The organism is Kiritimatiellia bacterium, from assembly GCA_018001225.1.
Classification (GTDB): Bacteria; Verrucomicrobiota; Kiritimatiellia; order CAIQIC01; family JAGNIJ01; genus JAGNIJ01.
The window spans coordinates 35387-56359 of record JAGNIJ010000025.1; the positions used below are offsets into that span (position 1 = coordinate 35387).

Below are 20973 nucleotides of genomic sequence, written 5' to 3' on the forward strand. Positions count from 1 at the left end.
GGGCCGGGCCGCCGCGGTCCAGCCGGCTTTCCCGCCCGCGCCGGGTCCGGCGCCTACTCCGTCTCCACCCGGTACAACCACGGCCCGGCGCCGGCGGCCGTCTGGTCCGTGTGCACGTTCAACGGGGGCGTGGCGGGCAGATTGGTGAACACGCCCTCGAATACCCCCTGCAAATTGGCGGACCGGGAAAGGTCGTACTGCTTGCCGGCGACGCTGGACCACCGGACCACGGATCCCGAAACCTGAACCCGGACCCCTACCAGTTCGAACACCGAGAGCGCGTCGAGCGGGTCGGTGCCGGCCCGGATTTCCTCGCCGTCGCTCGACCGGTCCCCGTCGCTGTCGGCCCGGACCGGGCTGGTGCCGATCGCCAGTTCGTTGGTGTCCTTCAACCCGTCGCCGTCGCTGTCGGCGTCCGGATGGGCCCGCTCGTAGGCGCCCATGTCCCAGGCGGCCGCCCCGTCGTGGTTGCCGTCGAGCGGGCGCGGCACACCGTCGAGGTCCACGGCCACGGCCGGCAGGTTGGTGCCGGTGTCCACGCAAGGCGATCCGGCTTGCAAATGATAATCACCCGCGTCCGCGGCGGCGAACAGGGGATCGAGATCTATGTTGCCCGCGCCGGGCGGCAACGGATCCGCGCAGGTGAACAGGAAAGTTCCGCTGTTCCAGTTGCTGGAGCTGGTCGTGCCGATGTTGCCGAACACGATGGAATTCCGCACGCTAGCGACCCCATCCCAGTACATCCCTCCCCCGTAGACCGCGCGATTGCTGACGATCGTGCACTGCTCCACCACCGTGTTCCAGCCGTACACGCCGCCGCCGAAGGCATTGCCGCAGGTTACGGAGTTATCGCGAATCAGGCAGTTTCGGATAATGGCATTCAACGCATAAATGCCGCCGCCGCGCGACGCGCTGCCCGAGCAGGCGGTGTTGCTGACGACGATGCAGTTCTGAAGCAGGCCGGCGGTCATCTTGACCCCGGCGCCCTCGCCCAGGGCGTCGGTCTTCCCGCGCATGATGGTGAACCCGTCCACCACGGCCTGCGCGTGAGTGATCAACACGCACTGCACCTTGTTCGACGCGTCCATGATGGTGACCTCCGGCCCGTTCACGCCGCGCAGCGTGACGGAGTTTGTGACGCGCACGCTGTTCGTGATCACGTAGATTCCGTTGGTCACGAGGACCAGGGTTCCGGTACCGGCGACGCTCAACGCCGCGTGGATGCTGGTGGCCGCCATCGCCCACGTGGAATACGGCGGGGTGTGGCTGCCGCCCGGCGAAACGTACAACACCAGGGGCTCCACGCGGATGTATTGCGGCCGCGTGAAGACGGCGGTCTCGCCGGCCGTGTTGCTCACGGCCAGTTGCACGGTGTAGTACTGCGCCGAGGAGTAGGTCGTGGTGGCCGAGTGGCGCCCCGCCCCGGAAAGATCCGCGACTCCGTCCCCGTCGAAGTCCCAGCCGTAATAGTTGATGTTGGTTTCCAGGCCATCGGCAAAGCCGTTGAAAACAACCGTCAGCGGCGCGCGTCCGGCGGTGGGCGCGCCCTGGAATGTGCAGGTCAGCGCGTCGCTGCGGTACTCGTAGCAGCCGACGTCCACGAGGGTGTTGAACAGGCGCGGGCTCCCGTCGAGATCGGCCGCCCCCGCCATCCACGCCAAGTTGGTCCCCGCATCGCGGCAGGGCGAGGCGGCCGTCAGCCGGTAGTCGTTGGTGGCGACAAACTGCGGGTTGTTGGTGAAGTTCCCGGTCCCGCCGGGCAGGGGCGTGGAGCAGGTGTGCGTCGCGGCGATGGACAGGTAGTTCGGGTCGAAGCTGGCGGTGTTGAAGAGCACGATGCAGTTGACGACCGTGCCGCCCTGGATCCCGCCGGCGTTGCTGTAGGCGCTGTTGCGGACCACGGTGCAGTTCTCGATCACGGCGCCGGACGCGGCGCTGACGCCGCCGCCCTGCGCGGCGCTTGTGCTTGGCGCCCGGTTTCCGACGACGAGGCAGTTGCGCAGCGTGCCGCCGGTCATCCGCACGCCGCCCCCGGCCGAACCCCCGGCCGTCGCGCGGTTGCTGATGACCCAACAGTTCTGGACCAGGCCGGCGGACATGTACACCCCGCCGCCGGAGGTGGCCACGCTGTTGGTGATCATGAACCCCGAGACCACCGCGCCCGTGCTGGACAGGCTAAAGGCCCGTACGGCCCCGTTCCCGTTGAAGACGGTCACCGTCGGCCCGTTCACCGACTGGAACAAAACACTGTTGGAGATGACCACTTGCGCGGTCAGCACGTACACCCCGTTGGAAACCAGCACGGTGCTGCCGTCCCGCGTCGCCGCCGTCGTGTCGGCCGGGTTCGTCGCCGCCGTCGCCCACGTGGCGTACGGAAATACCGGCGTGCCGCCGGGCGCCACGTGGACCACGGAGGGATAGACGCGGATGTAGTCCGCCTGCCGGAAGGCCGCGCGCGCGCCCGAGCCGTTGCTGACCACCAGCGAAACATCATAGAACCCGGGATCGTACACGTTGGTCACGACGGCCAGCCCGGGCCCTTCCAGGTCCGGCGCGCCGTCGTCGTCGAAATCCCAGCCGTAGTACGTGATCGCCGCATCCGCGCCCCCGACGAAGCCGGTGAATACCACGGCGAGCTGGTCCCAGCCCGACCGCGGGCCGCCCAGCAGGGTGCATTGCAGCGCGGTCGGGTAGTGCTCGAACGCGCCCATGTCCACGATGCCCACCCGGATGCGCGGGTTGCCGTCCAGGTCCGTCTCGCCGCCCATCCAGGGGTCGTTCAGCCCCGTGTTCACGCACGGCGAGGAATCGGTCAGCCGGAAATTGGCTGCCCCGGGATCCGCGAAGAGCGGGTCGGCGTCGGTGTTGCCGACCCCGGCGACGAGCGACGTGGTGCAGGAGTATCGCCACGCCCCGTTGGCCGTGCCCAGGTGGTTCTGCAGGAACGCGTCGTCATAGTTGTACTGGACCACGCAGTTCTCCACGACGCCGCGGGAGGTGTGATGGATCCCGCCCCCGCCGCCCAGGCCGATCAACTGGTTGCTGACCACCGTGCAGTTCTGGAGGATACCTCCGTCGTAGAACAGCACGCCCGCGCCGTAGGCGTACGACGCGGAGGTGTACCCGGTGACCACGTTCCCGGCGACCAGGCAATTGCGCGCGTAACTGTCGTCGGCGGTGGTAAAAAACAGCCCCCCGCCGCCGTAGTTGCCGCTGCTGCGGGCCTCGTTGTTGACGATCCGGCAGTTCAGCACCAGGTTGTCGTCGTTTTCGACGGACACCCCGGCGCCGCGGGAGGAGTTTCCCCACACGACATTGCCGGTCACCACGCAGTTTTCCAGCGTCGCGGAACCGCGCAGCCGGGCCCCGCCGCCGGCGGCGTTGTTGTTGGTCACCAGGTTGAACCCGATGAAGCAATCGCGGACCACGCTGTCCCGATCGATTTGGATGCCGCCGCCCCCGCACGAGGTGAAGGAAATCGTGAAATTGGAGTTGCTGACAATCGTGCAGGATTCGACCAGTCCCTCCTCCACGTTGATGCCCCCGCCGAAGCGGGCGGCGTTCCAATAGACCTGGCAATGGCGGGCGGTGCCCCCGTCCGTGATATGCATCCCGCCGCCCCAGCCGTACGCGAGGTTTTCGTGGATGGTGGAGTTGACCACCTCGCCGCCCGCCCGGCAGAGCACGCCCCCGCCATCGTTGCCCGTCCAGTTGTACCAGATGTTGCAGTTGCTCACCACGCCGCCTTCGTACAGGTACACGCCGGCGCCGCCGCTGAAGGCGTAGTTCTCGTACACCCAGCAATCGCGCAGCGTGCCGGCGTACTCGATGTAGGCGCCCCCGCCCTCCTCGAATCCGCCGCCGGTCAGCGACAGCCGCTCCACGACGGCGTTGGAATGGCTGATCCAGAAACACCCCTCGTCGTCGCCCTGCCGGTCCACGATGGTCACGGCCGGGCCGTTGACGCTGGTCACCGTGACGGCATTGGTCACCCAGGTCCAGTCGGGCGTGTAGTACGTGCCGTTGGTGAGCAGCACCGTGTCGCCCGGCGCGCAGGCGTCCACCGCGTCCTGGATATTCGTCGCCGCCGTCGCCCAGCTCGTGAACGGCGGCGCGGCGCCGGGATTGACCGGCACGACGTAATGCGTGGTCTGCGCCGGGGCCGCGCCGGCGAAGAGGAGGTTTCCAATGATTGGAAAAACAAACGCCCCTGTTTTCCAAGGCTTGGAACTTTTCATGGCTCGCTCCTTTTTCAAGTCGTCTTGTCTGTAAAGCCGCCGCCGGAGATCCCGCGCTTTTCCGCCGACAGAGCGGCGGAACTACAACGAACGATCCCGTAGCTCCAGCCCTCCGTTGTAGCTCCGGCGCTCCGTCGCCGGAGCTTCCACACGCTTGTCGCCATTTCCTTTCCGCCGACAGAGCGGCGGAACTACAAACTCCTTTCAATCGCCATGCTTTTCCGCCGGCGGAGCGGCGGAACTACAAGGCGCTGTACCTCCGGCGCTCCGTCGCCGGAGAGATTCGTCAAAAAGCTATCCGTTCGATCTCCCCCTGATACGGCCAATCCTCGGCCCGATCTGCCAACCCGGCGCGCACGGGATTTTGAGCCACGTACTCCCATTTCTCCGAGTAGTTTTCTCCCGAACGCAGGAGATGGTCGAAAAAACCCTCCTGCCAATGGGGTTTCGAATGGCCCAGCGCCAGCAGTCTCTTCCCCATGTTGGATCGAAGCGACTGTACCCAGCGAGCCAAGATGATGCCCTCCGCCGGCATGGCCACAAACAGATGCGTGTGATCCGGCATGATGACATACCGGCCCACAGCGACATCGTAATCCGCGGCCTTTGCGCAGAAGCCTTGAAACGCTTCATGAACCGGCGCACAGGCCAGCATCGGCCGGCGGGCATGGGTATTGAATGTGACCAGGTAGAACGGCCGTGCGCAGGCGAAGACCTGGCTCAACCTTGGCGGTCGATGACGCATAAGCCCAGCCTCTCGCTTTTTTTCCGCCGACGGAGCGGCGGAACTACAAGGCGTTGTAGCTTCGGCCCTCCATTGTAGCTCCGGCGCTCTGCCGCCGGAGCTTCCACACGCTTGTCGCCATTTCCTTTCCGCCGACAGAGCGGCGGAACTACAAACCTTATTCCAATTCAATCCGGTAATTCCACGGCCCGGTCCCGACCGCCGTGGTGTCCGTCACGGTGTTCATCGGGGCGGCGCCGGGGATGCCCGTGAAGACCGGCGTCCAGACGTGCTGCGGCAGGTTCGTCGCGCGCGAAAGCATGTACGACTTGCCGTTCACACTCGACCAGTTCACCACGTTCCCCGAACCCCGAACCCTGAACCCTGCCACCTCAAACACCGACATCGCGTCCAGCGGATCGGTCCCGGCCAGGATTTCCGCCCCATCACTCATCCGGTCGACATCCGTGTCGGCGAGCACCGGGCTGGTGCCGATCGCCAGCTCGTTGGTGTCGCGCAGGTTGTCGCCGTCGCTGTCGGCTTCGGGATGGATCAACTCGTAGGCGCCCATGTCTTGAAGCGCGATCCCATCGTTGTTGCCGTCCAGGGGGCGGGGATTTCCGTCCATATCCGCCTCCGGCAGGTTCGTCGGCGACCCCGCGTCCACGCAGGGCGAGTTGGTGGGAAGACGGAAATCAAAAGCATCCGGATTCACGAACAGCGGGTCGCTTGAAAGGTTGCCCGTTCCGGCGGGCAGGGGCGCGGCGCAGGAGTACGTCCACACGCCGCCGGAGTAATTCGAGTAGGTGGCCGGGCCGGTGTTGCCGTAGACGATCGTGTTGACGAGGTTCGCGGCCGTGGAGGCGTAATAGCCTCCGCCCCAGAGGGTGCCATACGTACGATTGCGCGCGATGGTGCAGTGGCGGATCTGGCCGCCCCGGCTGTAGACGCCGCCCCCGTTGCCCCCGCAGGAGTTGCTGTAGATCAGGCAGTTTTCCAGCACTTGAGCGCCGATATTCGCCCCGCCGCCGCCGGCCAGCGCGTAATTGGCTTGAATCCGGGTGTCGCGCACCACGCCGCCGGCCAGGTTCAGGTACACCCCGCCGCCCTGGTCCCCCGTGTTGCACATCAGGACGCACCGGGTCACCAGGCCGGTCGAGTTCACGTACACGCCGCCCCCGCGGTTGGTCGCGTAGCTGGAGGAGACGATGCAGTTCGAGAGGGTTCCGCTGTAGAGGTACACCCCGCCGCCCTGGTAGGCCCGGCCCCGGGTCAGGGTCAGGCCCTCGACCAGGGCCTCGGGATGGTTCAGCGTCAGGCAACGCCCCGTGTTCTGGGCGTCCACCACCGTGGATGTCGGGCCGTTGACCGAGCGCAGGGCCGCAGCCACCGAGAGATCGAGGGGCGACCGAATCGCATAAACTCCATCGGTGACGAGCACCTGCGACCCATGCCACGCCGCGCCGACGGCGGCGACCAGGTCCGTCGCGGCGCCGGCCCAGTTGGTGTAGGGATACTGGTGCGCGCCGCCGGGCGCGGCGTAGGCGACGAGCGGCGCGACGGTGACCAGGTTCGTGCGCGTCCGTTGGCTGACTTCGCCGGCGGCGTTGCTGACCGCGAGCGCCACGGTATAGCGGCCGGCGGCCTCGTACAGCTGGGTCACCACGCCGAGCCCATAGCCCTGGGCATCCCAAATCGAGTCCCCATTGCAGTCCCACTGATAGTATAGCCCGCTCGTGTTCGTGCCGGTGACATAGCCGGTAAACACCACCCACAGGGGCTGCAACCCGACGAGCGGGTCGGCGGACGGATTACAGGCCAACGCGCCGTAAGCGTATTCGTAGGCGCCCATGTCGGTGACTTCATTAAGAATGCGCGGTGAGCCGGCGAGGTCCGTCGCGTTGGTCATCCAGGTTTGGTTGGTGCCGCGATCGAGGCCGGGGGAGCCCGGCAGCAGGCGGTAATCGCCGGCGCCGGCCTCGGCGAATTCCGGATCGCGGTCCGTGTTGCCCGTCCCCGCCGGCAGGGGCGAGGCGCACGTATGCTGATAAACGCCGCCGAGATAATCGGGCGAGACGGGCGCGGAGTTGAAGCGCACGATGCTGTTGCGCACCGTGCTGTTACCCGAGACGTGCGCCAGGCCGCCGCCCGACGTGCCGGCCGAGTTGTCGCAGACGGTCGAACTCTCCAGCGTCGATGAACCGCCGGAAAGATACAGGCCGCCGCCTTGCGTGGTGGCCTGGTTGCGATGGACCAGGCAGTTGCGGACGGCCCCCCCCAGGGCCCAGACGCCGCCGCCGGAGCTGGCCCGGTTGGAATAGACCTGGCAGGCCTGGAGCGTTCCCGCGCCGGAGATGCGCACGCCCCCGTTCGTGTGGCTGTGAATCCGCGAGCGCTGGAGCACGCCGCCTTCCATGCAGGCGCCGCCGCCCCAGCTTTCGCCGGAGCGCGTCGAGTTGCTCCAGATCTCGCAGTCGGTGGCCTCGCCGCCGTTCTCAAAGTACAAGCCCCCGCCGGTATTATCGCTGCGGTTGCCCGTCACGACGCAGTTGGAGACCAACCCATAGCGCTCGAAGAACACGCCCCCTCCGTAGTCCGCCCGCCCGCCGCGGATGGTCAGGGCGCTGACCCGGGCGCCGGGATGGCAGAGGTAGAAACAGCGCGAGGTGTTGCCGCCGTGCACGATCACGTCCGTCACGCCGCCCTGGCCTTCGAAGGCGACCGCGCGATCCACGAAGAGTTCGGTGCGAAGGCGATGGGTGCCCGTCCCGACGAAGATGCGCGTGCCGGCCACCGCCGCCGCGTACGCCGCGTGCGGATTGGTCGCCGCCGTGACCCAGTTCGTGAACGGGAAGCTGTGCGCGCCGTTCGTCGCCACGTAGGCATTCTCCGGCCCGACGCTGACGCCGCCGGCTTGCAGGGTCGTGACCGACCCGGAGGCGTTGCTGACGGCCAGCGAGACATTGAAGAGGCCGAAGCCGGCATACAGATTGGTCACCACGGACAAGCCATACCCTTCGATTTCAACGGCCCCGTCGCCGTTGAAATCCCACTGGTAGTACAAGCCCGCCGTGTCCGCGCCGGCCACGGCGGCGGTGAACACCACCTGCAATGGGAAAAAGCCCTCCGCCGGATTCGCCACCGGGTTGCACGCGAGCGGGCCGCTCGCGGGATCGAGTTCGAAAGCCCCCCGGTCCACCGTGCCGTTCAGGATGCGCGCCTGGCCGGCCAGGTCCACGGCGTTGGTCATCCAGTCCTCGTTGAACCCGTCGTCCACGCCCGGCGAGCCGGGCAGGAGGGCATAGTTTCCGGCGGCGGCATTGACGAACTGCGGGCGGCGCTCGTCGTTGCCCTCGCCCGGCAGCGGCGGGGTGGAACAGGAATACGCGGTATCCCCGCCCGTCACGTAGTGGTTGGGGTTGGCGTCCAGCGTAGTGTTGTCCACAAGGATGCTGTTGAGCAGCAAGCCCGCCGACTGGCGAAGCCCGCCGCCGTAGTAGGCCTCGTTGCTGACCACGGTGCAGTTGAGCACCCGGGCCGCCGCGTTGACGAGGCAGACGCCGCCGCCCTGCACGGCGAAGTTGCCGGCCAGGAAGCCGCTTAGGACGTCCGATACGCCGGACACATACACGCCGCCGCCGAAGCTGCCGCCGGCCGCCGAAATATCCAGGTTGCCCGTGATGCGGCACACCGAAACCGTCGAATTGACGCAATACACGCCGACCCCGTACACGGTGTCGTCCTCCAGTTCGACCCGATTGCCGGACACCGTGCACGATTCCATCCGGCTGCCGGAGGACATGCACACGCCGCCTCCGTAGGCGTTGTTGTTCACGGTTTCCAGGTAATTGCCGCGCACCTCACTGTCCGTCAGCCGTCCCGCCGACAGATACACGCCGCCGCCGTATCCCTGGTCATCCGCGGCGTACAACGAATTGGAATAGACCGTGCATCCGGCGATTTCCGCGTTGATGCCCATGATGCCGCCGCCGTATCCGTTGGCAGAGGCTCCCGCAGTGGCGTAATTCACGGCCACCACGGTGCCTGTAATGACGCTCGCGTAGGCGGCGATGCCGCCGCCGGACGCTTCGTCATCCGCGGAAGCCAGCCGGTTGGAGGCCACGAGACAGTCGATCACCCGGCTGCCGGCGTCGGCCCAGATGCCGCCGCCCTCGGCAAAATATCCGCTGGAATACCCGTTGTTCGCGCACACGCTGCAGCGCTCCGCCGCGGAGGTTTCCATGTACAGTCCGACCCCATAGAGGCTGCCCCCGCCGGCCTCGCGCAGCACGTTGGTGGCGATGCGGCAAGCCCGGACGAGCGCGCCGCTGACGGCGTACACGCCGCCGCCCATCAACATGTCGCCGGTGGCCGACTCGATCCGGTTGCTGCTGACGTCGCTGTCGGTCAGGAGTCCCCCTTCCATGTACACCCCGGCGGCGGAATTGGACGCGCGGCAGGTGTACACCGCGCAATTGGTGATCGTCGCGCCGAGCGAGTAGACGCCCGCGCCCTGCGCGGCGGCGCCCCTGATGATCACCAACCCGTCGAGGTGCGCGGCCGACGAGCCCAGATCGAAACAGCGGCACTGGCCTTGGCCGTCCACGACGACCGGGCCCCGCCCGTGGACGCTGCGGATCGCGATGCCGTTGGTCACCTGGATCGGCGCGGTGACCGCGAAGACGCCATCCGTCACCAGCACCGAGTCGCCTGCCGTTGATGCATCCACCGCGTCCTGGATGTTCGTCGCCGCCGTCGCCCAGCTGGTGTACGGCGGCGCCGCGCCGGGATTGACCGGCACGACGTAGCGCGTGGTCTGCGCCCGGGCGGAACACGAGACGAAAAGGCCGAGAACCCCCAGCGTGAAACGGCTTCTGAACATGCGCCCCTCCCTGATTCTGAAGCCATCCTACCGGCCCCGACCGCCAAGACAAGCCCTCATTGCCCCGGGCGGCCAACAGCCCGCCGGAGTGTTCCGCGAAGGGCAAGAGAAAAGAGCTTCCAACACCCGGGAATCCGGGGTATGATGCATTTCGATCATTGGAAAAGAAGGAATGTGTTTTTCCAGGGTTTGGAAAAGGTGTTTTCCCGCCCTGGAATCCTTTTTTTAGAAGAAACGAAGGAGAGAAGTCATGGATTCGAACATCAACACCATCACCGTCACGCTCGAGGACGGATCGCAAGTCCGCTGCGCCGCCGGCACCCCCGTCGCCGCCATCCTGCCCCAGCGCCGCTCGAAGGAGGGCCTGGAATACCTCGGCGCGCTCGTCAACAACGACGCCGTCTCGCTGTCCTACCCGCTGGAAGTGGACAGCCGCGTCTCGCTGCTCACCCGGGCGGACTCGCACGGGTTCCGCATCTACCGCCGCTCGGTCTGCTTCCTGCTCGGCAAGGCCGTGAAAGCCCTGTTCCCGGACGCGCGCTTCGCGGTGGAGCACTCGATGAGCGACGGGTTCTATTGCAGCTTCGAGCTGGACGGCAAGACGATCTCGAAGGAGCAGCTCGCCGCGCTCGACCGCCACATGCGCGAGACGGTGGAGCGCGACGTGCCCGTCGAGCGGCGCAAGATCGCCTTCACGGAGGCCGTCGAGCAGTTCGAGCGCGAAAAGCAATGGGACAAGTACAATCTGCTCCGCTACCGCAACCCGCCCAAGATCGTGACCTACTGGTGCGAGGGCTTCTCCGACCTGGCCCACGGCCCCCTGGCCGGCAGCACGGGCGTCCTGTCGCTGTTCAAGCTGATCCCCTACACGCCCGGCTTTGTCCTCCAGTTCCCGGAGCGCGAGACACCCAAGGACCTGTCCGAGTTCGTGCCGCAGCCCCAACTGTTCCAGATCTTCAAGGAGCACAAGGAGTGGGGCCGGATCCTCGGGGTCAACACCGTGGGCCGCCTGAACGAGATCATCGCCAACAAGGAGATCGGCGACTTCATCAAGATCGCCGAGGCCTTCCACGAGAAGAAGATCGCGCGCATCGCGGACCACATCCACCAGCACAAGGACGAGATCAAGTGGATCCTGATCGCCGGCCCGTCGTCCTCGGGCAAGACCACGTTCGCCAAGCGGCTGGCCGTCCAGCTCCGGGTGAACGGGCTGCGCCCGGTGACGATCTCGGTGGACAATTACTTCGTCAGCCGGGACCGGACGCCGAAGGACGAGAACGGCGAGCCGGACTTCGAGAACATCGAGACCCTGGACCTGCCCCTGCTCAACGAGCACCTGGCCACGCTGGACCGCGGGGAGCAGGTGGAGATGCCCTATTTCAACTTCGAGAAGGGCGACCGCGAGTTCCGGGGCGAGACCATGAAGATCGAGCCGGACCAGATGGTGATCGTCGAGGGCATCCACGGCCTGAACCCGCGGATGACCGAGGCCGTCCCGCCGGCGCACAAGTTCAAGATCTACATCAGCGCCCTGACCCAGCTGAACCTCGACTCGAACAACCGGGTGTCCACGACCGACAACCGGCTCGTGCGCCGGCTGGTGCGCGACCACAACTTCCGGGGGAACCCGGCGCTGATGACGCTCGGCATGTGGCCCAGCGTGCGGCGCGGGGAGAAGAAATGGATCTTCCCGTTCCAGCACGAGGCCAACATCGCGTTCAACTCGGCGCTGGATTACGAGCTCGCGGTGCTCAAGCCCTTTGTCGAGCCCCTGCTGGCCGAGGTCAAGCCCGTCCACCCGCAGTACGCCGAGGCGCGCCGGATGCAGGACTTCCTGTCGAGTTTCCTGGGCGTGTCGGCCGGGCTCGTGCCCCCGACCTCGCTGTTGAGGGAATTCATTGGCCGCAGCAGCTTCAGCTACTAAAGGGCGCCGCGCCGTTGTAGCTCCGGCGCTCCGCCGCCGGAGAAGGGGAGCCGTCTTTCCCGCCGCAGGCCAGGCGAAACATCCGGAATCTTTCCGCCGACGGAGCGGCGGAACTACAGGCGGCCGGCTGCTGATGTTCGACCTGGACGGGACGCTCCTCGACACCCGCCACGACCTGGCGACCGCGGTCAACGCCGTGCGCGCCGGCTACGGTCTCCGCCCCCTGGCGGTCTCGACCGTCACCCGCTTCGTCGGCGACGGCCTGGTCGAACTCGTGCGCCGGGCCCTGCCGGGGCGCGACCAGGACATCCCCGAGGCCGTCGAGCGCTGCCGCCGTCTCTATCACCGGCACATGCTCGACCGCACCGCGCCCTACCCCGGCGTGGTCTCCGGACTGCGCCGCCTGAAGAAGGCCGGGTACCGGCTGGCCCTGGTCAGCAACAAGCCCGCCGCGGGCTGCCGGCGGCTGCTCCGCCACTTCGGCCTCGCGCGGCTGTTCGACCGGGTCTCGGGCGGCGATTCCACCGAGCGGCGGAAGCCGCACCCCGAGCCGTTGCGAATCACGATGCGCGCGCTGGGCTTCCGGCCGGACGAGTCGTGGATGATCGGCGATCACAAGACCGACCTGGAGACCGCGCGCCGCGCCGGCGTGCGCAGCGTCTTCCTGACCCGCGGCATGGGCCGGCGCGGGGGCCACCGGTCCCACCGGACCTTCGCGCGCTTTTCCGAGTTGACGGCTTTTTTCCTGCGCCCGTATGCTGGAACCCGATGACAAGGAGACTGCCATGCTCAAACGGATAATCGCCCTCGCCGCCGTCGCCGCCCTTCCCGCCATGGGGGAAACCCCGGACGCCGAAGAAACGCCCGCCCCGGGGCCCGCGACGGTCTCCGTCACGTTCGCCGAGAACGGCGGGGAACAGTCCGTGCGCCTGGCGCCCGGCCAGGTCGTGGAGATCGCGCTGCCCGGCAACCCGACCACCGGCTACGGCTGGACCCTGGAGAAGTTCGACGCGCAGGACATCCTGGCCCGGCCCATGGAAGAGGACTTCCAGGCCGCGGCGCCCCAGCGGCTCGGGGCCGGGGGCGTCTTCCGGTTCCGCTTCACCGCGGCCCGGGCGGGCTCGACCACGATCCGCTTCCTCTACCGCCGCGCCTGGGAGAAGGACGTCGCGCCGCTGTACATCGCCGACTTGAGCGTGACGGTGGAATAGCCACCGCGTCCTATTCCGGCCGGTGGTTCTCCGGCGGCCGCGCGGACGGCTTCGGGGCGGGCCGCTCGACGTTGGAGTAGAGCTCCGCGCCGTTCTCCGCGTGGACGATGGTGAACTCCTCCATGTGCCGCGCGGGATCGGAGACGAACGTCAGGCGCCCGCCGTGCTTCTGCTCGATCTCCACGAGCGTCGCCTCGTCCTCCTTGCGCAGCCGGTCCATGACGACGGGGTTGACGCTGACCTTCAACGGCACGCCGTGGTGCCGCCGGAGGGCCTCGACGATATGCCGCTGGATCTCGACGCTCATGCTCAAGGTGGACTTCACCTTGCCGCGCCCCTCGCAGTAGGGGCAGTCCATGTAGGTGGTCGCCCGGATGCTTTCCTCCATGCGCTGGCGGGTCATCTCGAGCAGGCCGAGCTGCGAGATCGCCAGCACGTTCGTGCGGGCGCGGTCGTTGCGCAGGGCCTCCTTGAGGGTCTTGTGCACGGCGTTCTGGTGGCGGCGGTGCTTCATGTCGATGAAGTCGATGACCACCAGGCCGCCGATGTTGCGCAGGCGCAGCTGGCGGGACACCTCGCGGGCGGCCTCGGTGTTGACCTGGAGGATGGCCTCCTCCTGCGTGTTGCCGCCCTTGTGGCGGCCGGTGTTGACGTCGATGGCCACGAGGGCCTCGGTCTCGTCGATGACGATGTACCCGCCGGACTTGAGCCAGACCTTGCGGCGGAAGGCGTTCTCGAGCTGGCGCTCGACCTCGAAGTGCTCGAAGATCGGCACGGCGCCGTCGTAGAGCTTGATGCGGCCGCGGGCGCGGCGCGAGACGCGGGCGACCAGGTCGCGGATGTGGTCGTAGGCCTCGCGGGAGTCGATGACGATCCGGTCGACGTCCTCGGTCAGGGAGTCGCGGACGACGCGCTCGACGAGGTCGGGCTCGTGGTAGACGCAGCACGGCGCCGGCAGGGTGCGGATGCGCTCCTCGACTTCCTTCCAGGTCTCCAGCAGCACGCGCACGTCCCGGACGAAGCTGACCTTGCGCGCGCCCTCGCCGGCGGTGCGGACGATCAGCCCGATGTTCGGGAGCTGCGGCAGGCGGGCGAGGACCTTCTTCAGCCGATCGCGCTCCTTGCCGTCGTCGATCTTGCGCGAGACCCCCTTGAGGTTGCTGCCGGGCATCATGACCAGGTAGCGGCCCGGGATGCTCAAGTTGGCTGTCACGCGCGGGCCCTTGGTGCCGATGGCCGCCTTGGTGACCTGGATGACGATTTCGGACCCGATCGGGAACCGCTTGGCCATCTCGCCGGGCGCGAAGCGTTTCTGCCGGTCGGAGCGCTGGCGCTGGATGCCCTCCTCGGCTTCCAGCCGCACGGAGTCCTCCGGGATCATGTCCCAGTAGTGGACGAAGGCGTTCTTCTTCATGCCGATGTCCACGAAGGCGGCCTGGAGGCTGTCCTCGATGTTCTGGATGCGCCCCTTGAAGATGCTGCCGACGATATGCTCCTCGCCGGAGCGCTCGATGTAGAACTCCTCCAGGTTGCCCTCTTCCATGACGGCGACCCGCGTCTCGAGGCTCTCGACGTTGACGATGATCTCTTTATGAATCGTTTTCTTTCCCATCAGCTTGGCCATGAAGGACCACATGTTCTTTTCTCCTTACAGTGCATACCGGCGCGCGTAGACGCTCTGGGTCAGGCCCAGGCCCGCCATCATGGTCAGCATGGAGGATCCCCCGTAGCTGATCAGCGGCAACGGCAGGCCGGTGATGGGCAAGAGCCCGATGGTCATCGCGATGTTCACAAACACCTGGCTGAACAGCAGTCCGGTCACGCCCACGGCCATGAGCCGGCCCGCCCGGTCCCGGGCCTCGACGGCGGCCCGGATGCCTCCTCCCAATACGACGGCGTACAACGACAGCAGGATCGCCGACCCCACGAACCCCTTCTCCTCGGCGATCACGGAATACACGAAATCGGTGGGCGCGACGGTGCGGGGCAGGAAGCCCAGCACGTTCTGCTTGCCCTCCAGGTAGCCCTTGCCCCACAGCTTGCCGGAGCCGACGGCGATCTCCGACTGGATCTTGTTCCAGCCGGCGCCCAGCGGGTCGCGGCCGGGGTTGAGGAACACGTGGACGCGCTCCTTCTGGTAGTCGTCCATGGCCAGCCAGCCGAGCGGGGCCATCAGCAGGCCGATCAGCCCCAGCACGAACAGGTGGCGCAGGGGCGTGCCCGCCACGAAGAGCATCAGCGCGGTCACGGGGACCAGGACCATCGCCGTGCCGAGGTCCGGCTCCTTGACGATGAGCAGGAACGGCAGGCCCATCAGGACCAGGGCGCGCACGAGCGTGCCGGAGTGCTGCACGTCGCGGCCCGGGCGGCCGAGGAAGCGCGCCAGCATGACGATCAGCGCCAGCTTGGCGAACTCCGAGGGCTGGATACGGACGCCGAACACGGAAAGCCACCGGTAGGCGCCGTAGACCTTGGTGCCCATGACCAGCACGAGGATCAGCAGCACGAGGCTCGCGCCGTAGAGCCAGCCCGCGGCGGCGCGCAGGCGGCGGTAATCGGTCAGCGCGCACAGCAGGAACGCCGCGATCCCGAGCCCGGCCCAGAGAATCTGCCGGCGGTAAAAGCCCGGCACGGGCAGGTCGTCGCCGCGGTACGAGGCGCTGTACACGAACGCCACGCCGGCGCCCAGCAGGAGCAGGACGGCGAGCACGAGGAACCAGTCCATCCTCTTCAGCAGCCATCTGGCGGTGGTCCAGTCCATGGGCGTCATCCCCGCGCCGGCGCGGCGGTCTCGAACAGTCCTTTCAGCACGTGCTGCATGACGGGCGCGGTCGTCCGCCCGCCGGTGTCGGCCTCCTCGAGCACGAGGGCAATGGCGTAACGCGGCGAATCGAAGGGCGCGAAGCAGATCATCCAGCCCAGCTTCAGGCCGCTGCCCTTCTTCCCGTATTCCGCGGTGCCGGTCTTGCCGGCGGCGTCCGTCTCCGGGATCTGCGCGAGCCGGCCGGTGCCGTGGGGCGACATGACCACGTCGCGCATGCCCTGGCGCACGAGCCGGATCGCGTCCGGCGGCAGGGCGACGCGGACGGAGGGCGCGGGCGGCAGCCGCTCGAAGGCCTCCGCGCCGGGCGCGCGGCTGCCCAGGACCAGCCGCGGCGCGTGCAGCGTGCCGCCGTTGGCCAGCGTCGCCGTCAGCAGCGCCATCTGCAGCGGCGTCACGGAGAGGAAGCCCTGCCCGATGGAGAGGTTGCAGGTGTCGCCGTTGCGCCAGCCGTCGCGGAACGTTTCGCGCTTCCACTCGTCGCTGGGCAGCAGGCCGGCGTACTCGCCCTCGAGCCCGATGCCGGTCGCCCGGCCCAGGCCCAGCGCCGCGGCCGCCCCGCGGATGGCGTCCAGCCCGCACTGGAGGCCCAGCTGGAAGAAGTAGACGTTGCAGGAGCGCTCGATCGCCTGGCGCAGGTCCAGCGCCCCGTGCCCGGGCGTGAACCAGCAGGCGAAGCGCGCGCGGCCCAGGTTGAAATAGCCCGGGCAGGAAAACGTCGTGCGCGGCGTTCCCTTCCCCGAGGCGAGCGCCGCCAGCGCGACGACCGGCTTGAACGTGCTGCCGGGCGAGTAGCGCGAGGCGATGGCGCGGTTCAGCAGCGGGCGGTGCTCGTCCTCGTTGATGAGCTTCCAGTCCTCCGCGGGCAGGACGGGCGTGAAGCGGTTGGGATCGAAGCCCGGCGAACTGGCCATGGCCAGGACGTCGCCCGTGGACGGGTCCACGATGACGCCGGCGCCGACGTGCCCCGCGAGCGCGCGGTCGAGGACCTGCTGGGCGCGCATGTCGAGCGACAGCAGCAGGTCGCGGCCGGCGGCGGCCTTCTGCGTGCCGAGGTCCTTGAAGCGGAACCCGGACACGTCGACGAGCAGCAACTGGCCGCCGGCCCGCCCGCGCAGGGCCTCGTCGTAGCGCTTCTCCAGGCCCGCGCGGCCGACCAGCTCGGGGATGTAATAGTGGAAAGCCTCCTCTTCCGTCGGCGGGTCCGCGCGGCCGCAGTACCCCAGGACGTGGCAGGCCGCCGCCCCGAACGGGTACTCGCGCACGGCCTCCGCGCTGATCTCCACGGCGGACAGGCCGAGGCCCTGCTCGGAGAGCCGGGCCAGCGCGGTCTCGCTCACGTCGCGCCAGACCGGCAGCGGCAGCGGCAGGCGGTAGCGGATGTGGTTGCGGATTTCCTCCGCGGTGACCTGCCGCGGGAGGCCGAGTTTCCGCGACAGGTCGTCGAGGAGGGCCTCGACGCGAACGATGGTGTTGCTCCACTTGCCCGGGCGGCGCAGTTCCTCGAGGTAGAGGGAGATCGTGTAGCCCGAGCGGTTGTCGGCGACGCAGCGGCCGCGGCGGTCGAACATCCGGCCGCGCAGGCCGGGCAGGCGCACGCGGCGCACGCTCTGCCTTTCCAGGCCGGCCTCGTAGGTCGCCCCGCGCGCGACCTGCATCTGCCAGAGCGCGTAGAGCAGGCCGCCGAACGCGGCCAGCATGAGCCAGAGCGCCACCCGCGCGCGCCACTGTTCCTCGTCGAGCAGGTCGCGGAGGGCCATCAGGCGGCCTCCTCGGGAAGGTGGCCCAGCATCCGGTCCGCGCCCTCGATCGCGCGAAAGACGACGGGCACGACGACCGCGCCCAGCAGGAGGGAGCCGAGGGCCTTGAGCGCCAGGCGGCCGGCGGAGAGCACGACCGAGCCGTCGTGGGTCAGCAGGACGCTCAACGCCAGCGTCACCGCGCCCGCCGAGAGCGCCCCGGAGACCGCGTGCATGAGGACGTCGCCCGCGAACACGTCCTCGCGGAAGCGGCTGACCACGAGGGCGACCAGGCAGAAGCAGAACGAGGAATAACCGAGCGGGATCTGGCCGAGCGCGTCCTGCAGGAAGCCCGCGAGCACCGCGGCCAGCCACATCCGCGCGCGGTCCGGGGACAGGCTGTAGTAGAGGACGATGCCCAGCAGCACCGGGACGTGGGCCTGGCCCATGACGCGCCAGTTGGGCATGAGCGCCTGGACCACCGCGCCGACGATCAGCGCGAAGAGCAGCACCATGGTCTTCACGGCGTCCTCCCGGGGCGCACGACGAACACGTAGGTCGCCGCGCCGACGTCCGCCTGCGCCACCACCGTGGCGCGCTGGTACAGCCCGCTGTCGTCCGCCTCGACCTTCTCCACGTAGCCGACCAGCAGCCCGGCCGGGAACACGCCGCCCAGGCCGGCCGTCACCACGGGGTTCCCGGCCTGCACCGGCTGGTTGCGGTTGATGAACTGCATGCGGCAGATCGCCTGCCCCGCCGGCGACGGCCCCGTGCCCTCGACGATGCCGAACGCGCCGGCCGGCGCGATGCGCGCCGAGACACGGCAGAGGGGATCGGAAATCAGCAGCACGTCCGCCGTGTGGGCGGACACCTCAACCGTCCGGCCGATCAGGCCGTCCTGCGTCACCACCGCCATGTCCGGGCCGATGCCGTGGTCCGTCCCCTTGTTCAGGCGGAGCGTGTGCCACCAGCCGGTCATATCCCGCGCGATGACCTCGCAGGGCACGAGTTCGCGCTCCGAGACGCGGCCGTAGTCCAACTGCCGGCGCAGCTCCTGGTTTTCCCATTCGAGGGCGCGGAGTTCTTGGACGCGGTTGCGGAGGTGGATCAACTCGGCGGACATCGCCTGGTGCTCGCGGACCAGGCCGCCGAAGCCCCGGACCGTGCGCGCGCCCTCGACGAGCTTGCGCCAGGACCGGGTCGCCAGTTCCTGGAGGGGCGCCACGGCGTCGCGCAGCGCGGACTTGGTCCGGCGGGAGATCGGCCCGGGGAGGTTGAGCAGGGCCAGCAGCACCGCCGCCAGCACGAGCCAGGTCGCGATACCCCGCTCCCTCATGCCCGGCCCCCCTGGCTCTGCGGCGCGGTGATGACGCTCTGCATAAAGTAAAACACGTACATCCCGTCATGTTCCGGGAGAAGAGTTCCGCCCGTCGGGGCGGAGCGTGATCGGACATCCGGAGAGGATCAGTAACTGCGGCTGACGCTGGCCACCTTGCGCAGGAAGGCCAGTTCGTGCAGGACGACGCCGGTCCCCTCGGCGACGGCGCTCAAGGGGTCCTCGGCCACATGGACCGGCAGGCCGGTTTGCTCGGCCACCAGCTTGTCCATGCCCCGCAACAGCGCGCCGCCGCCGGCCAGCACCACCCCCCGGTCCACCAGGTCCGCCGACAGTTCCGGCGGACAGCGTTCCAGGGTCATGCGCACGGCCTCGACGATGGCGGTGATCGGTTCCTGCAAAGCGTTTCGAACTTCCTCGGATGTCACGGTCAGGGTCTTGGGCAGACCGGCCACCAGGTCGCGGCCCTTGACCTCCATGCTCGTTTCTTCTCCCTGGGGGTAGGCGGAGCCGATGGCGATCTTGATTTCCTCGGCGGTGCGCTCCCCAATCATCAAATTATAGACCCGTTTCATGTACTGGACGATCGCCTCGTCCATTTCATCGCCGCCCACCCGGACGCTCCGGGAGAGGACGATGCCGGCGAGCGAGATGAGCGCCACTTCGGTGGTGCCGCCGCCGATATCCACGATCATGTTGCCCGCCGGCTCCTGGACCGGCAGTCCGACGCCGATGGCGGCCGCCATCGGCTCCTCAATCAGGTATACCTCCCGCGCGCCGGCGTGGGTGGCCGAATCCTTGACGGCGCGTTTTTCCACTTCCGTAATGCCGCTGGGGACCGCGCAGATCACGCGCGGCCGGACCAACATGCGGCGGTTGTGCACCTTGCGAATGAAGTAACGCAGCATGGCCTCGGTGATCTCGAAGTCCGCGATCACGCCGGCCTTCAGGGGGCGGATGGCGACGATATTGCCCGGGGTGCGGCCGAGCATCCGCTTGGCCTCCTCGCCGACGGCCAGCACGCGGTTGGTGCCGGCCTGGATGGCCACGACGGACGGCTCCCGGATCACGATCCCGCGGTCCTTGACGTAGACCAGCGTGTTGGCCGTGCCCAGGTCGATGCCGATATCGCTGGAAAAAAGCCCTAAAAACCTGTCAAACATGAATGGTCCCGATCCCCTGCTTTGCTTCGTTTCGGCGCGTACTTTGCGCCAATCCCGAGTAAAACGTCAAGCGGTAAAACCGCCGTCCTCCTCCCTCGTCCTCCCGGCCCGGATCCACGCGAACAAAACACTTCACGGCCGTAAAGAGTTTTGTTCGCGTTTACGGGGCGGCGGCGTGGCGCCAGATCCGCTCGCCGCCCCGCCGCCAGAGATACCAGCGGTCCTTCCAGCGCAACCCCGCGCGGGTCCGGAAGAGCATCGGCCACTGCGACGCGTACTCCAGGATCGCCGCCTCGCGCGCCGCCCGCGCCCCGGCGTCGAGCCGGATCGCCGCGACGGACCACTCGCGTCGCGGCCGCGTCAACCGCCGCACGACGCCCGGTCGGGCGGCGTAAGGATAGTCCTCGTAGTACGCCACCCTCGCGCCGAAGACCTGCTCCGCCGCGCGGCGGACCAGGACGTGGTCCACGTGCCCGCCCGCGCCGAGCGGCGCGAAGACGGTCTTCGCGGGCGGCAGGGCGGCGAAGCTCCGCGCCAGCTGGTCCACGAGCCCTTCGTCCTCGGGGCGGATGGCTTCGAACAGCGATTCGTGCGTCGGATACAGCTCGCGGCCCGCGGCGTCATAGCGGCAGATCGCTTCCTGCAGGTCGCCATGGAGAGGCTCCGCCCCGAGCCGGGCCCAGGCGCGCGCGTCCTCCGCGCGCCGCACGCGGCCCGCGTCGGCGCCCAACCCGCACAACTTGAAAAAACGCAACGCGTTCGGCTGCAGCGGATCGGGCAGGACCTCCGCCGCCATCGCGGTGAAAACCAGAACCCCGCGGCCCTCGCGCGTCCGCAAGCTGATCTGCCCCGCGCAGGACAGGACCGCGTCATCCAGGTGCGGCGACAGGTAGATGTAATCGTAAGCCCCGGCACGCATGCCGGCATCCTAACAA

General features: G+C 68.1%; 13 protein-coding genes. 3 read left to right on the forward strand and 10 right to left on the reverse strand.

Going from position 1 to position 20973, the window contains the following annotated elements; genetic code table 11:
• Nucleotides 1–53: 53 nt before the first annotated feature.
• The 3 genes from KA248_09735 to KA248_09745 form a co-directional block, all read right to left on the reverse strand.
• Complete coding sequence (locus KA248_09735; GenBank protein MBP7830184.1) at nt 54–4238, reverse strand: hypothetical protein; 4185 nt, start codon at nt 4236–4238, stop codon at nt 54–56.
• 286 nt (nt 4239–4524) lie between these two features.
• The gene (locus KA248_09740) at nt 4525–4983 is read right to left on the reverse strand and encodes a transposase (GenBank protein ID MBP7830185.1); all 459 of its coding nucleotides are present in this window, start codon (nt 4981–4983) and stop codon (nt 4525–4527) included.
• 157 nt (nt 4984–5140) lie between these two features.
• Nucleotides 5141–9844, reverse strand: a complete 4704-nt coding sequence (locus tag KA248_09745; protein ID MBP7830186.1) for a hypothetical protein — start codon at nt 9842–9844, stop codon at nt 5141–5143.
• Nucleotides 9845–10094: 250 nt separating this feature from the next.
• Here KA248_09745 and KA248_09750 point away from each other — a divergent pair, with 250 nt between their 5' ends.
• The 3 genes from KA248_09750 to KA248_09760 all read left to right on the forward strand — a co-directional run bounded on the left by KA248_09750 (nt 10095) and on the right by KA248_09760 (nt 12979).
• On the forward strand, nt 10095–11768 hold the full coding sequence (locus tag KA248_09750; protein MBP7830187.1) for a nucleoside kinase: 1674 nt from the start codon (nt 10095–10097) through the stop codon (nt 11766–11768).
• Nucleotides 11769–11901: 133 nt separating this feature from the next.
• A complete protein-coding gene (locus KA248_09755; protein ID MBP7830188.1) occupies nt 11902–12540 on the forward strand; it encodes an HAD-IA family hydrolase in 639 nt (212 codons plus the stop codon).
• Between the two features lie 13 nt (nt 12541–12553).
• Nucleotides 12554–12979, forward strand: coding sequence for a protease inhibitor I42 family protein (locus tag KA248_09760; protein MBP7830189.1), 426 nt, complete (start codon nt 12554–12556; stop codon nt 12977–12979).
• Nucleotides 12980–12989: 10 nt separating this feature from the next.
• Here the strand turns inward: KA248_09760 and KA248_09765 are convergent, their stop codons facing one another.
• The 7 genes from KA248_09765 to KA248_09795 form a co-directional block, all read right to left on the reverse strand.
• On the reverse strand, nt 12990–14615 hold the full coding sequence (locus tag KA248_09765) for an Rne/Rng family ribonuclease (protein MBP7830190.1): 1626 nt from the start codon (nt 14613–14615) through the stop codon (nt 12990–12992).
• 12 nt (nt 14616–14627) lie between these two features.
• Nucleotides 14628–15740: a rod shape-determining protein RodA gene (gene rodA / locus KA248_09770; protein ID MBP7830191.1), complete on the reverse strand. Its 1113-nt coding sequence runs from the start codon at nt 15738–15740 to the stop codon at nt 14628–14630.
• 5 nt (nt 15741–15745) lie between these two features.
• On the reverse strand, nt 15746–17560 hold the full coding sequence (gene mrdA / locus KA248_09775) for a penicillin-binding protein 2 (GenBank protein ID MBP7830192.1): 1815 nt from the start codon (nt 17558–17560) through the stop codon (nt 15746–15748).
• Nucleotides 17560–18063, reverse strand: a complete 504-nt coding sequence (gene mreD, locus KA248_09780) for a rod shape-determining protein MreD (GenBank protein ID MBP7830193.1) — start codon at nt 18061–18063, stop codon at nt 17560–17562. Before mreD ends, mrdA begins: the two co-directional genes overlap by 1 nt.
• Nucleotides 18060–18875 carry a rod shape-determining protein MreC gene (gene mreC / locus KA248_09785; GenBank protein ID MBP7830194.1) on the reverse strand — a complete coding sequence of 272 codons (816 nt, stop codon included), beginning with the start codon at nt 18873–18875 and terminating at the stop codon, nt 18060–18062. The genes mreD and mreC overlap by 4 nt, the downstream gene beginning before the upstream one ends.
• 128 nt (nt 18876–19003) lie before the next feature.
• Nucleotides 19004–20038, reverse strand: a complete 1035-nt coding sequence (locus tag KA248_09790) for a rod shape-determining protein (GenBank protein MBP7830195.1) — start codon at nt 20036–20038, stop codon at nt 19004–19006.
• Between the two features lie 160 nt (nt 20039–20198).
• The gene (locus KA248_09795; protein MBP7830196.1) at nt 20199–20957 is read right to left on the reverse strand and encodes a PIG-L family deacetylase; all 759 of its coding nucleotides are present in this window, start codon (nt 20955–20957) and stop codon (nt 20199–20201) included.
• Nucleotides 20958–20973: the final 16 nt, after the last annotated feature.